Origin of the sequence: Enterobacter cloacae complex sp. I2 (assembly GCF_014896205.1) — a bacterium.
Taxonomy (GTDB): Bacteria; Pseudomonadota; Gammaproteobacteria; order Enterobacterales; family Enterobacteriaceae; genus Enterobacter; species Enterobacter quasihormaechei.
This window is the reverse complement of sequence record NZ_JADBRA010000024.1, coordinates 72,751-86,812: the sequence shown is the minus strand read 5'-3', so window position 1 is coordinate 86,812 and position 14,062 is coordinate 72,751. Positions and strand designations below refer to the sequence as shown.

The 14,062-nt window shown below is 57.0% G+C and carries 11 protein-coding genes; 9 read left to right on the top strand and 2 right to left on the bottom strand.

Annotated elements, in window-relative coordinates; genetic code table 11:
- The first annotated feature begins 194 nt into the window (after positions 1–194).
- Positions 195–1,268, top strand: coding sequence for a porin OmpC (gene ompC, locus IM300_RS19415; protein WP_063866659.1), 1,074 nt, complete (start codon positions 195–197; stop codon positions 1,266–1,268).
- A 43-nt stretch (positions 1,269–1,311) separates the two neighbouring features.
- Here ompC and IM300_RS19410 read toward each other — a convergent pair whose 3' ends face one another.
- A complete protein-coding gene (locus tag IM300_RS19410) occupies positions 1,312–2,802 on the bottom strand; it encodes an MFS transporter (RefSeq protein ID WP_063451253.1) in 1,491 nt (496 codons plus the stop codon).
- A 116-nt stretch (positions 2,803–2,918) separates the two neighbouring features.
- On the opposite strand from IM300_RS19410, the gene IM300_RS19405 reads away from it, so the two are divergent.
- The 6 genes from IM300_RS19405 to narI all read left to right on the top strand — a co-directional run bounded on the left by IM300_RS19405 (position 2,919) and on the right by narI (position 11,812).
- Positions 2,919–3,494: a TetR family transcriptional regulator gene (locus IM300_RS19405; RefSeq protein ID WP_102751140.1), complete on the top strand. Its 576-nt coding sequence runs from the start codon at positions 2,919–2,921 to the stop codon at positions 3,492–3,494.
- Between the two features lie 211 nt (positions 3,495–3,705).
- Positions 3,706–5,091, top strand: a complete 1,386-nt coding sequence (locus IM300_RS19400; protein WP_193037909.1) for a NarK family nitrate/nitrite MFS transporter — start codon at positions 3,706–3,708, stop codon at positions 5,089–5,091.
- Between the two features lie 67 nt (positions 5,092–5,158).
- Positions 5,159–8,899, top strand: coding sequence for a nitrate reductase subunit alpha (locus IM300_RS19395; protein ID WP_193037907.1), 3,741 nt, complete (start codon positions 5,159–5,161; stop codon positions 8,897–8,899).
- Positions 8,896–10,440 (top strand): nitrate reductase subunit beta, encoded by a 1,545-nt coding sequence (narH, locus tag IM300_RS19390; protein ID WP_193037905.1) that lies wholly within the window; start codon positions 8,896–8,898, stop codon positions 10,438–10,440. The genes IM300_RS19395 and narH overlap by 4 nt, the downstream gene beginning before the upstream one ends.
- Entirely contained in the window at positions 10,440–11,135 is a 696-nt protein-coding gene (narW, locus tag IM300_RS19385) for a nitrate reductase molybdenum cofactor assembly chaperone (RefSeq protein ID WP_193037903.1), read from the top strand. Before narH ends, narW begins: the two co-directional genes overlap by 1 nt.
- The gene (narI, locus tag IM300_RS19380; RefSeq protein WP_063451247.1) at positions 11,132–11,812 is read left to right on the top strand and encodes a respiratory nitrate reductase subunit gamma; all 681 of its coding nucleotides are present in this window, start codon (positions 11,132–11,134) and stop codon (positions 11,810–11,812) included. Before narW ends, narI begins: the two co-directional genes overlap by 4 nt.
- A 65-nt stretch (positions 11,813–11,877) precedes the next feature.
- Here the strand turns inward: narI and nhoA are convergent, their stop codons facing one another.
- On the bottom strand, positions 11,878–12,723 hold the full coding sequence (nhoA, locus tag IM300_RS19375; protein ID WP_193037901.1) for an N-hydroxyarylamine O-acetyltransferase: 846 nt from the start codon (positions 12,721–12,723) through the stop codon (positions 11,878–11,880).
- Positions 12,724–12,828: 105 nt separating this feature from the next.
- Between nhoA and IM300_RS19370 the strand changes: the two genes are divergently transcribed.
- Both IM300_RS19370 and IM300_RS19365 read left to right on the top strand, forming a co-directional pair.
- Positions 12,829–13,401, top strand: coding sequence for a flavin reductase family protein (locus IM300_RS19370; protein ID WP_112793119.1), 573 nt, complete (start codon positions 12,829–12,831; stop codon positions 13,399–13,401).
- A gap of 204 nt (positions 13,402–13,605) precedes the next feature.
- A complete protein-coding gene (locus IM300_RS19365) occupies positions 13,606–14,037 on the top strand; it encodes a DUF3828 domain-containing protein (RefSeq protein WP_193037913.1) in 432 nt (143 codons plus the stop codon).
- The last annotated feature ends 25 nt before the right edge of the window (positions 14,038–14,062 follow it).

The window sequence follows — 14,062 nt, the reverse complement described above, 5'->3', positions numbered from 1 at the left end:
CTAATTATCCACATTTACGGCATTTTTTCAGATCGCGATCACACTAATTGAAATTTTCTTTAATATTTTGAAACTTATTATTGAAAGCAGTCTACGGAATTTTAAAAATAGCCTGCCATTGACGATAAGCCTCGTTTAAAAATCGCTCATATGGTTTAGGAAATACCTAATTAAAATTATAAAGGTCAATTAAGATGAAACTTAAATTAGTTGCAGTGGCAGTCACTTCCATGTTGGCAGCAGGCGTTGTTAACGCGGCTGAAGTTTTTAACAAAGACGGTAACAAGCTGGATCTGTACGGTAAAGTTACAGGTCTGCACTATTTCTCTGATGATGCAGGTAGCGACGGCGACAAAACGTATGTTCGTCTGGGTTTCAAAGGTGAAACGCAGATCAACGATCGTCTGACCGGTTACGGCCAGTGGGAATATGAGTTCAAGGGCAACCGCTCTGAAGCTCAGGGTTCCGACGGCAACAAAACCCGTCTGGCCTACGCGGGTCTGAAGTTCGATGAATTCGGTTCTTTCGACTACGGTCGTAACTACGGTGTTGCTTACGACGTTGGCGCATGGACTGACGTTCTGCCAGAATTCGGTGGCGATACCTGGACGCAGACGGACGGCTTCATGACCGGCCGTACCACCGGCGTTGCAACCTACCGTAACACCGACTTCTTCGGTCTGGTTGACGGCCTGAACGTTGCCGCTCAGTACCAGGGTAAAAACGACCGTACTAATATCACCGAATCAAACGGTGACGGCTGGGGTCTGTCTTCTACCTATGAATTCGACGGCTTCGGCGTGGGCGCAACCTACGCGAAATCTGACCGTACTGACCGTCAGGTTCGTGCAGCAAGCAACCTGAACGCAGGCGGCGATAACGCAGAAGTATGGGCAGCGGGCCTGAAGTACGATGCGAACAACATTTACCTGGCAACCACCTACTCTGAAACCCGCAACATGACCGCGTTCGGTGACGGCCACGTTGCAAACAAAGCGCAGAACTTTGAAGTTGTTGCACAGTACCAGTTCGACTTCGGCCTGCGTCCGTCCATCGCTTACCTGAAATCCAAAGGTAAAGACATCGGCTCTTACGGCGACCAGGACCTGGTGGAATACATTGATGTAGGCGCGAGCTACTACTTCAACAAAAACATGTCCACCTACGTTGATTACAAAATCAACCTGGTTGATGACAGCCAGTTCACCAAAGATGCCAAAGTGGCAACCGACAACATCGTTGCCGTTGGTCTGACCTACCAGTTCTAAGACAGGTTCGTTATGAAAAGCCAGCCTCTGCGGCTGGCTTTTTTTATGCCTGCTCTCCTGCCTTCGCCAGACTAAACCAGATCCCGACCGCAAGGATCAGCAGCATGCCTCCCGCACTGCCTAACGCGACGCTGTGTGACGTGATAAACGCCGTTTTGGCTGCGTCAATCACCGAGTCAGCGAGGGCTGGCGTCAAGTCCTGCGCCACCTTGACCGCTTCGCCGATGGATGACGAGGCCTTATCTACAAGCGACGCGTCCAGCGCCTGCGGCAGCTCAATGGACGCCGAGAAGCTGCGGGTTAACAGCAGACCGAAAATGGCGATCCCCAGACCTGCCCCCAGCTCATAGGACATGGTTTCGATCGCGCCCGCGGCAGCGGCTTTTTCTTTCGGCGCGGCGGCCATGATCGCCGACGTGGAGGCGAGCAGCGCACTGGCGGCGCTAAAGCCCAGCAGCACCATCAGGCTCCACGCCTGCCACTGTTGCGTACTGAAATCGAGCGTCGACAGGCCGATAAAACTGACCGCGCTTAGGCCCATGCCCCCGGCCGCGACAATGCGCAGCCCCAGACGTCCCACCAGCACGCCGGCAATCGGCCCGCTGAAGCCGCTCGCCACCATCACCGGCAGCATAAACATCCCTGCTTCAAACGGCGTAAAACCATGCACGAACTGCAACTCCTGCGCCATCAGCAGCTCAAAGCCCACCAGCGCAATCATGGCGGTCATCGCCATCACCACGCCGCTTAAAATGATGCGGTGGCAAAACAGGCGCATGTCGATCATCGGCACGCTCGCGCGCAGCTGGATACGGACGAAGACAAACAGCATCGCCGCCCCGGTCAGTAAGGTGCTGGCCACGATCCACGGGGACAGTACCCCTTTCAGGGCCGTTTTTGCGCTGTAAACCAGCAGCAGGATCGCCACAATAAGCATGATCGCATGGCTGATATTCAGCGGCTGCTCTGGCCGTCCCTGCTGAGCAGGCACAAAGCGCGCTGCGAGCGACACCACAATCAGGACAATGGGCACGTTAATCAGGAACACCGATCCCCAGTAAAAGTGTTCCAGCAGCATGCCGCCAATCAGCGGGCCAAACGCCGCCCCGCCCGAACCCACCGCCGCCCAGACGCCAAGCGCGATATTACGATGCCGCGCGTCGACAAACAGCGTGCGGATGCCCGCAAGCGTGGCCGGGATGATCATCGCCGCGCCAATCGCCAGCGATGCGCGGGCGGCAATCAGCCAGCCCGCCGTAGGTGCGAAGGCCGCCGCCAGCGACGACAGGCCAAACAGCGTACTGCCAATCATCAGCAGGCGCTTGAAGCCAATGCGATCCCCCAGCGCGCCCATGGGCAGCACCATTCCCGCCATCACCAGCGAGTAGATATCAATAATCCACAGCAATTCGTTGCCGCTGGCACCCAGCGTCATGCTCAATGTCGGTGCGGCCACGTGCAGCACCGTCGCGTCAATCGCCACCGGGATATACACCAGCACGATAATCACTAACGCTAACCACTGACGAAACATAAATTTCCTTTTCAGTTAAAAACTGGACACATGTCCAGAATGCGATCCTACGTAAAGTTGAACACTTGTCCAGCTCTTTGTTACACTCGTTGCGTTGCCATTGAGAGTGAGGAAATATGCGTTATCTGAGCAAGGACGAGCGTCGGGAAGAAATATTACACGCTGCGATGCGCGTGGCCCTGTCTGAAGGGCTATCGGCGATGACCGTCCGCCGCATCGCTACCGAAGCGGGCATCGCGACCGGGCAGGTTCATCATCATTTTGCTTCGGCGGGGGAACTCAAAGCGCTGGCGTTTGTACGGCTGATCCGCGATCTGCTGGATGCGGAGGTTGTGGGTGAAAATGCCGGCTGGCGCGAACGCCTGCACGCCATGCTCGGCAGCGATGACGGCGGGTTTGAGCCCTACATTCGCCTCTGGCGCGAAGCCCAGATCCTGGCAAGTCGGGATAGCGACATAAAAGGTGCGTACGTTCTGACCATGGAAATGTGGCACCAGGAGACGGTGGCGATAATTCGTGCCGGGGCGGAGGCCAACGCCTTTACCCTCACCGACCGGCCAGAAAATATTGCCTGGCGCTTAATCGGGCTGGTCTGCGGTCTCGACGGTATTTACGTTTTAAATATGCCGGAAATGGACGATGCGGCATTTAATAAGCATCTGGACAAACTTATCTCCCTCGAATTGTTTTAATACTCCCAACGGAGTATTAATTTCCGCAAAAAGTTACATTTCGTAACACATAAAGCGAACCCTGATTCCCTTTCTAAACTCAGGGATTCGCTTTTTTTATCTATCCTTTCAGATGTATCCCAAAACATCCAATAACATCTACATACTACCAACAGATATCTGACTGTTTTTAATTGTTTTTTCTCTTAATCTGGTTGAGCAAGAGGGCGATATGTCACAACAAAGTGAGAAAAGTAATCAGCATCTATTGAGTAACTGGAAACCAGAAAACGCGCAATTTTGGGAAAATAAAGGGAAACATATCGCACAAAGAAACCTATGGATTTCCGTTGCTTGTTTACTGCTGGCGTTTTGCGTATGGATGTTATTTAGCGCCGTTGCGGTTAATCTTAATAAAGTCGGATTTAATTTCAGCACCGATCAACTTTTTATGCTAACGGCATTGCCTTCCCTGTCCGGCGCGATATTGCGTGTCCCCTACTCTTTTATGGTCCCGATATTTGGCGGGCGTTACTGGACCGTGTTAAGCACCGTCATTCTGGTGGTTCCCTGCGTCTGGCTCGGGTTCGCCATTCAGAATACGGCCACGCCATACTGGGTGTTTATCATCATCGCGCTGCTGTGCGGCTTTGCCGGGGCTAACTTTGCCTCCAGCATGGGCAATATCAGCTTCTTCTTCCCGAAAGCCAAACAGGGCAGCGCGCTGGGCATTAATGGCGGGCTGGGTAACCTGGGCGTCAGCGTCATGCAACTGGTCGCGCCGCTGGTGATTTTCCTGCCAATGTTCACCTTCCTCGGCGTTCACGGCGTGCCGCAGGAAGACGGCTCAACGATGTGGCTGGCAAATGCCGCCTGGATATGGGTGCCGCTGCTCATTCTGGCCACGATTGCCGCGTTCTTTGGCATGAACGATATCGCCAGCTCGAAAGCGTCCATTGCCAGCCAGTTGCCGGTGCTGAAACGCTTTCACCTCTGGCTGCTGAGCCTGCTGTATCTCGCCACCTTCGGCTCGTTTATCGGCTTCTCGGCGGGCTTTGCCATGCTGTCAAAAACCCAGTTCCCGGACGTGAACATCCTGCATCTCGCCTTCTTCGGCCCGCTGATTGGCGCGCTGGCGCGTTCGGCGGGCGGAATGATCTCCGACCGGCTGGGCGGCGTACGGGTTACGCTGATCAACTTCGTCTTTATGGCCGTCTTCAGCGCCCTGATTTTCCTGACGCTTCCCGGCTCCGGCTCCGGCAGCTTTATGGCGTTCTATCTGGTGTTTATGGGGCTGTTCCTCACCGCGGGTCTCGGCAGCGGATCGACATTCCAGATGATTGCGATCATCTTCCGCCAAATCACCCTCGACCGCGTCAAAAAGCAAGGCGGCACCGACGAGCAGGCGCAGCACGAAGCGGTGACGGAAACCGCCGCCGCGCTGGGCTTTATCTCCGCCATCGGCGCGGTGGGTGGATTCTTTATCCCTAAAGCGTTCGGCACATCGCTGGCCATGACCGGTTCGCCGGTTGGGGCCATGAAAGTTTTCCTCGTGTTTTACATCGTCTGCGTGTTCGTCACCTGGCTGGTGTACGGCCGCAAATCCTCAAAAAAATAATAACTACATTTTCGCCGGAGCGTGATGCATCGCCCTCCGGCAATGCTATCGAAGCAGGAGAAATGTCATGAGCAAACTGTTGGACCGCTTCCGTTACTTCAAAACAAAAGGCGACAGTTTCGCCGAGGGGCACGGGCAGGTGTATCACACCAACCGCGACTGGGAGGACAGCTACCGTCAGCGCTGGCAGTTCGACAAAATTGTGCGTTCCACCCACGGCGTGAACTGCACCGGCTCCTGTAGCTGGAAGATTTACGTTAAAAACGGCCTGGTCACCTGGGAAACCCAGCAGACCGACTACCCGCGCACCCGCCCTGACCTGCCTAACCACGAGCCGCGCGGCTGTCCGCGTGGCGCAAGCTACTCCTGGTATCTCTACAGCGCCAACCGTCTTAAGTACCCGCTGGTGCGCCGCAGGCTGATCGAACTCTGGCGCGAGGCGCTGGCGCAGCACAGCGATCCTGTGCTGGCCTGGGACGCCATCCAGAATGATCCGCAAAAGGCGCAGAGCTACAGGAAGGTGCGCGGTAAAGGCGGGTTTATCCGCTCGAACTGGAAAGAGCTGAACCAGCTGATTGCCGCCGCCAACGTCTGGACCATCAAACATTACGGCCCGGACCGCGTAGCCGGTTTTTCGCCTATTCCGGCGATGTCGATGGTCTCTTACGCCGCCGGTACGCGCTACCTCTCCCTGCTCGGCGGCACCTGCCTCAGCTTTTACGACTGGTACTGCGATTTGCCGCCCGCGTCGCCGATGACGTGGGGCGAACAGACGGACGTGCCGGAATCCGCAGACTGGTACAACTCCAGCTATATCATCGCCTGGGGCTCGAACGTGCCGCAGACGCGTACTCCGGACGCCCACTTCTTTACCGAGGTGCGCTACAAGGGCACCAAGACCGTTGCGATTACGCCGGACTTCTCGGAGGTCGCCAAGCTGAGCGACCAGTGGCTGGCGCCCAAACAGGGCACCGACAGCGCCCTCGCCATGGCGATGGGCCACGTGATCCTCAAAGAGTTCCACCTCGATAACCCGAGCGACTACTTCCTCAACTACTGCCGACGCTACACCGACATGCCGATGCTGGTGCTGCTCGACGAGCAGGCAGACGGCCGCCTGGTGCCGGGCCGGATGCTGCGCGCGTCCGATCTGGCCGACGGACTGGGGGAAGCCAACAATCCGGAATGGAAAACTATCGCCTTTAACGTAGCCGGGGATCTGGTGGTGCCAAACGGCTCCATCGGCTTCCGCTGGGGCGAAAAAGGCAAATGGAACCTGGAGTCGCTCGCCGCAGGCCAGGAAACCGAGCTAACGCTTTCCCTGCTCATGACCCACGACAGCGTGGCGGACGTCGCCTTCCCGTACTTTGGCGGCAACGAGAACCCGCACTTCCGCAGCGTGAAGCAGGAGCCGGTGCTGACGCGCCGCGTGCCGAGTAAAACCCTGACGCTGGCCGACGGCAGCCAGAGACGCGTGGTGAGCGTGTACGATCTGGTGCTCGCAAACTACGGCCTCGATCGCGGCCTGGACGACAGCAACGCCGCGTTAAATTACGCCGAGATTAAGGCCTATACCCCGGCCTGGGGCGAGCAAATTACCGGCGTACCCGCCTACCTGATCGAAAAAATTGCCCGCGAGTTTGCCGACACGGCGCACAAAACCCATGGCCGCTCGATGATCATCCTCGGTGCCGGTGTGAACCACTGGTATCACATGGACATGAACTACCGCGGGATGATCAATATGCTGGTCTTCTGCGGCTGCGTCGGGCAGAGCGGCGGCGGCTGGTCCCACTATGTCGGCCAGGAAAAACTGCGCCCGCAAACCGGCTGGCTGCCGCTGGCCTTCGCGCTGGACTGGAACCGCCCGCCGCGCCAGATGAACAGCACGTCTTACTTCTACAACCACGCCAGCCAGTGGCGCTATGAGAAGCTCACCGCGCAGGAACTGCTCTCCCCGCTCGCGGACGCGTCGAAGTTTACCGGTCACCTGATCGACTTCAACGTTCGCGCCGAGCGCATGGGCTGGCTGCCGTCCGCACCACAGCTCAACCTCAACCCGCTGCACGTGAAGGCCCGCGCCGACGCCGCCGGAATGTCGCCGCAGGATTACACCGTGCAGGCGTTGAAATCGGGGGATATCCGCTTCGCCTGCGAACAGCCGGACAACGGCAAGAACCATCCGCGTAACCTTTTCGTCTGGCGTTCAAACCTGCTCGGCTCGTCCGGTAAAGGCCACGAGTACATGCTGAAATACCTGCTCGGCACCGAGAGTGGCATTCAGGGTGAAGATTTAGGCTCAACGGACGACGTGAAGCCTGAAGAGGTCGAATGGCAGACCGCCGCCATTGAGGGCAAGCTGGACCTGCTGGTGACGCTCGATTTCCGCATGTCCAGCACCTGTCTGTTCTCCGATATCGTCCTGCCTACCGCCACCTGGTATGAAAAAGACGATATGAATACTTCGGACATGCATCCGTTTATTCACCCGCTTTCCGCCGCCGTTGACCCGGCGTGGGAATCACGCAGCGACTGGGAGATCTACAAGGGCATCGCCAAAGTCTTCTCGGAAGTGTGCCTCGGCCACCTTGGCACCGAAACCGACGTGGTGCTTCAGCCGCTACAGCATGACTCTCCGGGGGAGCTGTCGCAGCCGTTTGATATCCTGGACTGGCGCAAAGGGGAATGCGACCTGATCCCCGGCAAAACTGCACCGAATATTGCGGTCGTCGAGCGTAACTATCCGGAAACCTATGAGCGCTTTACGGCTCTTGGGCCGCTGCTGGACAAGCTCGGCAACGGCGGGAAAGGCATTTCGTGGAACACGCAGAACGAGGTCGATTTCCTCGGCAAGCTGAACTACGTCAAGCTCGACGGCCCGGCGAAAGGCCGTCCGCGCATTGAAACGGCCATTGACGCCTCCGAGGTGATCCTTGCCCTTGCGCCGGAAACCAACGGTCAGGTGGCGGTCAAAGCCTGGGAAGCGCTCGGCGAACTGACCGGGCGCGACCACACCCATCTAGCGCTGAACAAGGAAGACGAGAAAATTCGCTTCCGCGATATTCAGGCGCAGCCGCGCAAAATCATCTCCAGCCCGACGTGGTCTGGCCTTGAGAGCGAACACGTGTCGTATAACGCGGGCTATACCAACGTGCATGAGCTGATCCCGTGGCGCACGCTGTCTGGCCGCCAGCAGCTGTATCAGGATCATGCCTGGATGCGCGCCTTCGGAGAGAGTCTGGTGGCCTATCGCCCACCGATTGATACCCGCAGCGTGACCCACATGCGCGAGATCCCGCCGAACGGCTTCCCGGAAAAAGCGCTGAACTTCCTGACGCCGCACCAGAAATGGGGCATCCACTCCACCTACAGCGAAAACCTGCTGATGCAGACCCTGTCGCGCGGGGGGCCCATCGTCTGGATCAGCGAAACCGATGCGCGCGAGCTGGGCATTGAGGACAACGACTGGATCGAAGCCTTTAATGCCAACGGCGCCCTCACCGCCCGCGCAGTGGTCAGCCAGCGCGTGCCGCCGGGCATGACCATGATGTACCACGCCCAGGAGCGCATTCTGAACATCCCGGGCTCGGAAGTGACCGGACGGCGCGGCGGGATCCACAACTCGGTCACCCGCGTCTGCCCAAAACCGACCCATATGATCGGCGGCTATGCGCAGCTGGCCTATAGCTTCAACTATTACGGTACCGTCGGCTCGAACCGCGACGAGTTCATCATGATCCGCAAAATGAAAAACATTAACTGGCTGGACGGCGAAGGTCGGGATCAGGTTCAGGAGGCGAAAAAATGAAAATACGCTCACAGGTTGGCATGGTACTGAATCTCGACAAATGCATTGGTTGCCACACCTGCTCGGTCACCTGCAAGAACGTCTGGACCGGGCGCGAAGGGATGGAGTATGCGTGGTTTAATAACGTGGAGACCAAGCCGGGCATCGGCTATCCGAAAAACTGGGAAGATCAGGACGAGTGGCAAGGCGGCTGGATACGCGGGATCCACGGCAAGCTGACCCCACGCCTCGGCGGCAAAATGGGCGTGCTGTCGAAGATTTTTGCCAACCCCGTTCTGCCGCAGATTGACGATTACTACGAACCGTTCACCTTCGATTATCAGGATCTGCACCGCGCGCCGGAGGGCGATCACCTCCCTACCGCCCGCCCGCGCTCGCTGATTGACGGCAAGCGGATGGACAAAATCGTCTGGGGGCCAAACTGGGAGGAGCTGCTGGGCGGCGAGTTCGAAAAGCGCGCCCGCGACCGCAACTTCCATAAGATCCAGAAAGAGATGTACGGCCAGTTTGAAAACACCTTCATGATGTATCTGCCGCGCCTGTGCGAGCACTGCCTGAACCCGAGCTGCGTGGCCACCTGCCCGAGCGGCGCAATTTACAAGCGCGAAGAGGACGGTATTGTGCTGATTGACCAGGACAAATGCCGCGGCTGGCGCCTGTGCATCAGCGGCTGTCCGTACAAGAAAATTTACTTCAACTGGAAGAGCGGCAAGTCCGAGAAATGCATCTTCTGCTATCCGCGCATCGAGTCCGGCCAGCCGACCGTTTGTTCGGAGACCTGCGTCGGTCGCATCCGCTATCTCGGCGTGCTGCTGTATGACGCAGACCGCATCGAAGAGGCCGCCAGCACCGAGCATGAGACCGACCTGTACGAGCGCCAGTGCGACGTGTTCCTGGATCCGAACGACCCGGCGGTGATTGAGGAAGCCCTGAAGCAGGGCATCCCGCAGAATGTCATTGACGCGGCGCAGCGTTCACCGGTCTATAAAATGGCGATGGACTGGAAGCTCGCCCTGCCGCTGCATCCGGAATACCGCACCCTGCCGATGGTCTGGTACGTGCCGCCGCTGTCGCCAATTCAGTCCTACGCGGATGCCGGCGGCCTGCCGCAAAGCGACGGCGTTCTGCCCGCCGTCGAGAGCCTGCGCATCCCGGTGCAGTATCTGGCAAACATGCTCAGCGCGGGCGATACCGGCCCGGTGCTGCGCGCCCTGAAGCGCATGATGGCGATGCGTCACTACAAACGCTCCCAGACCGTGGAAGGCGTGACCGATACCCGCGCCATTGAGGAAGTGGGCTTGACCGAAGCGCAGGTTGAGGAGATGTATCGCTACCTGGCTATCGCTAACTACGAAGACCGCTTCGTGATCCCGACCAGCCACCGCGAAATGGCGCGCGACGCCTTCCCGGAAAAAAATGGCTGCGGCTTCACCTTTGGCGACGGCTGCCACGGCTCCGATACCAAGTTCAACCTCTTTAACAGCAGCCGCATCGACGCGATTAACATCACCGAAGTGCGCGATCACGGGGAGGGAGAATAATGCAGATCCTTAAAATCATCGCGCTGCTGATTGAGTATCCCGATGAGCTGCTGTGGGAAAACCGCGAAGAAGCGCTTTCCCTGGTAGAACAGGACGCGCCCATGCTGCTGCCCTTCGCGCAGCAGCACCTGAGCGCCCCGCTGCTGGACAAGCAGGCAGAATGGTGCGAGGTGTTTGAACGGGGCCGCGCGACGTCGCTGCTGCTGTTCGAGCACGTTCACGCCGAGTCGCGCGATCGCGGTCAGGCAATGGTCGACCTGATGAGCCAGTATGAGAAAGCCGGGCTGGAGCTGGACTGCCGCGAGCTGCCCGACTACCTGCCGCTCTATCTGGAATATCTCAGCCTCGTCACCGACGACGAGGCGCGTGAAGGTCTGCAAAACGTCGCGCCGATCCTGGCGCTGATTGGTGGGCGTCTCAAGCAGCGCGGCGTGGCGCATTACCAGCTGTTTGACGCCCTGCTGACGATCGCCGGTACGCGGCTTTCCAGCGACAGCGTGGCGAAGCAGGTGTCCGGTGAAAAACGGGATGATACCCGTCAGGCGCTGGATGCCGTGTGGGAAGAGGAACAGGTGAAGTTTATCGAAGACAACGCGACGTCGTGCGACAGTTCGCCGATGCAGCAATATCAACGACGCTTTAGCCAGCACGTCGCGCCGCAGTACGTGGACGTCAGCGCCGGAGGCCCAAAATGACGCATTACCTGAACGTATTTTTCTATGATATTTACCCGTATATCTGCGCCACCGTCTTTTTCCTCGGCAGCTGGCTGCGCTACGACTACGGACAATACACCTGGCGCGCCTCGTCGAGCCAGATGCTCAGCAAGCGCGGTATGAACTGGGGCTCTAACCTGTTTCATATCGGGATTTTGGGGATTTTCTTCGGGCACCTGTTCGGGATGTTAACCCCGCACTGGATGTATGCCTGGTTTTTACCCGTCGCGGTTAAACAGCAGTTAGCCATGATTGCGGGAGGCATTTGCGGTGTACTGACGCTGATTGGTGGGTCGATGCTGCTGATCCGCCGCCTCTTCAACCAGCGGGTCCGCGCGACCTCGACCACGCCGGATATTATCATCATGAGTATCCTGCTGCTTCAGTGTATCCTGGGGCTGTCGACCATTCCTTTCTCCGCTCAGTATCCTGACGGGAGCGAGATGATGAAGCTGGTCGGCTGGGCGCAGGGGATCGTGACGTTCAGGGGCGGCTCATCGGAAATGCTGAGCGGCGTCGCGCCGATCTTCCGGGTGCATCTGGTACTGGGGATGACGATTTTCCTCATCTTCCCGTTCACCCGCCTGGTGCACGTGTGGAGCGCGCCGTTTGAATATTTCACCCGTCGGTATCAGGTGGTGAGATCGCGTCGTTGATTTTGTCGGGTGGCGGCTTCGCCTTACCCGACCTACGGGCCCGGTAAGGCGCAGCCGCCACCGGGCTATTTCCCCGCCTGCGGATGCGTATCAAACCCCGCCATCACCGCCGTTAGTTCTACCAGCGTAAAGCCGTGTTTAGGATCGTCAACGCCCAACCCAAAGCGTTCCTGCATCAGCTGATACAGCGCCCCGGCATCCGGCAAATGGATCTGCTCCTCCACATGACCGTTCTGCCAGTGGGTGAAGTTGAAGTTGGTCAGCGTCAGCTTGCCTCCGTCCGGCAGGTGGCGACACATCAGCAGATGATGACGAAAATGGGACTGCGGCCAGTGCGCCGACCAGAAGTTTCCCATCACGTAATCGTTGAAGTATTGCGTCCCCAGGTCAAAATGGTACATCGATTGCCAGTGTTCGTGATGGCGGAACTGTAATACCCAATCGTTACCCTCGCTCAGAAGACGGTACATGCCGTGCGGGGTTTCCTGCTCCTCGTTGGCGCTCAAACGAATCGGTGCCGTCAACGTTTGTCCGCCAAATCCCACATCGGCGATCCAGCGTTCGCCGTTCAGCTCTACCAGCAGCAGCCGATGCGTGCGCGGCGGCATCTGGGACGGATTTGCCAGCACGACCCGCCCCAGCACGCTGCGCACGGTAAACCCGACTTCGCGCAGTACTCGCTCAAACAGACCGTTTTGCTCGAAGCAATATCCCCCGCGTCGCGCCGTCACCAGCTTGTCGACCAGACATTGATCTTCAAGATGGATTTCGCGCGGCAGGACGACATCAATATTTTCGAACGGGATCGCACAGTTGTGGTGTAAATGCAGCCCCCGCAGGGTATCGATATCAACCTGTACGGGCTGCTGCCAGCCCGTGCGGGCGAAATAAGCACTCAGAAATGGGGACATGGTCTGCTCCAGAATGGGATATTCCCTGTTTATAAACTATTTTGCCTAATGCATATGCGCAAAAGTGCTTTTTCGTCATACTCATCGTGTACATGAGGAGATCCTATGAGCCACTTTCGCCCCGTTGAATTACGTCATGCCAGCCGTCTTCTGAATCACGGGCCCACCGTGCTTATTACCAGTCGGGATGAAACGATAGACAGACGCAACGTCATGGCCGCCGCATGGTCCATGCCGGTGGAATTTGAACCGCCGCGCATCGCGATTGTGGTGGACAAAAGCGCCTGGTCGCGAGAGCTGATCGAGCGCAGCGGTAAATTCGGCATCGTTATCCCGGGCGTGGCGGCAGCGAACTGGACCTACGCGGTCGGCAGCGTCAGCGGGCGCGACGAGGATAAATTTAACTGCTACGGTATCCCGGTTATTTATGGTCCTGAGCTTGGCCTGCCGGTTATAGAAGATAAATGTCTGGCGTGGATGGAGTGTCGGTTATTACCTGTCACTTCTGCGGCAGAAAAATATGACACCCTGTTTGGGGAGGTCGTTTCCGCCGCGGCGGATGAGCGCGCTTTTGTGGCCGGACGCTGGCAGTTTGACGAGGATAAGCTGAATACGTTGCATCATCTGGGGGCGGGCACGTTTGTGACGAGTGGGAAGATGGTGAAGGCGCTGGATTGAGTTTATCTATCATATCCTTTTCAATTATATCAAATACCTATGGCATTTTATGTTTACCACTGCGTTGTAGAACGGAGGATATTTCTGGAGTTGCTGAGTTAGCAATTCCCCGTTAAGGAAATATTAATGTCCTGGATAGAAATGGCGAAATATTATATTCCAAATAAAATGCTCAACCAAAAAGCATCGGTAATTGGGCACACTATGTCATCGAAGCCACTCTTCTTTTTACTTTTCATCCTTTCTCCCTTAGTTGGCGCGGAAAGCACCTATGCACCGGGGCTAACGGCGGTTAAATTCAATCAATGGTATATCGCTCAGTTGAATCAGGGCAAACCTCCCGTACTCAATCCAGACATCATGAATGACTATGTTGCCTCGGGGACAATCGCAGCAATAAAAGAGTTGTATTCAGGTGACAGTAACGAAAAAGATATGCCCGATGCAGATATGTTCATTAAATCACAGGATTGGGATGAGGACTGGAATCAGATAACCGTCCTGCACTCTGATTTTGACGCTGTTTGCACAAACGTCTATATCGCGTTTGGTAAGAAGCAAGATCACGTTGTTGCAGATTGTCTTGTTGAAGAACAAGGGAAATGGAAAGTCCGCTCGGCAACACTCATTAAGTGACATGGATAATCTCCGTGTCGTAAAA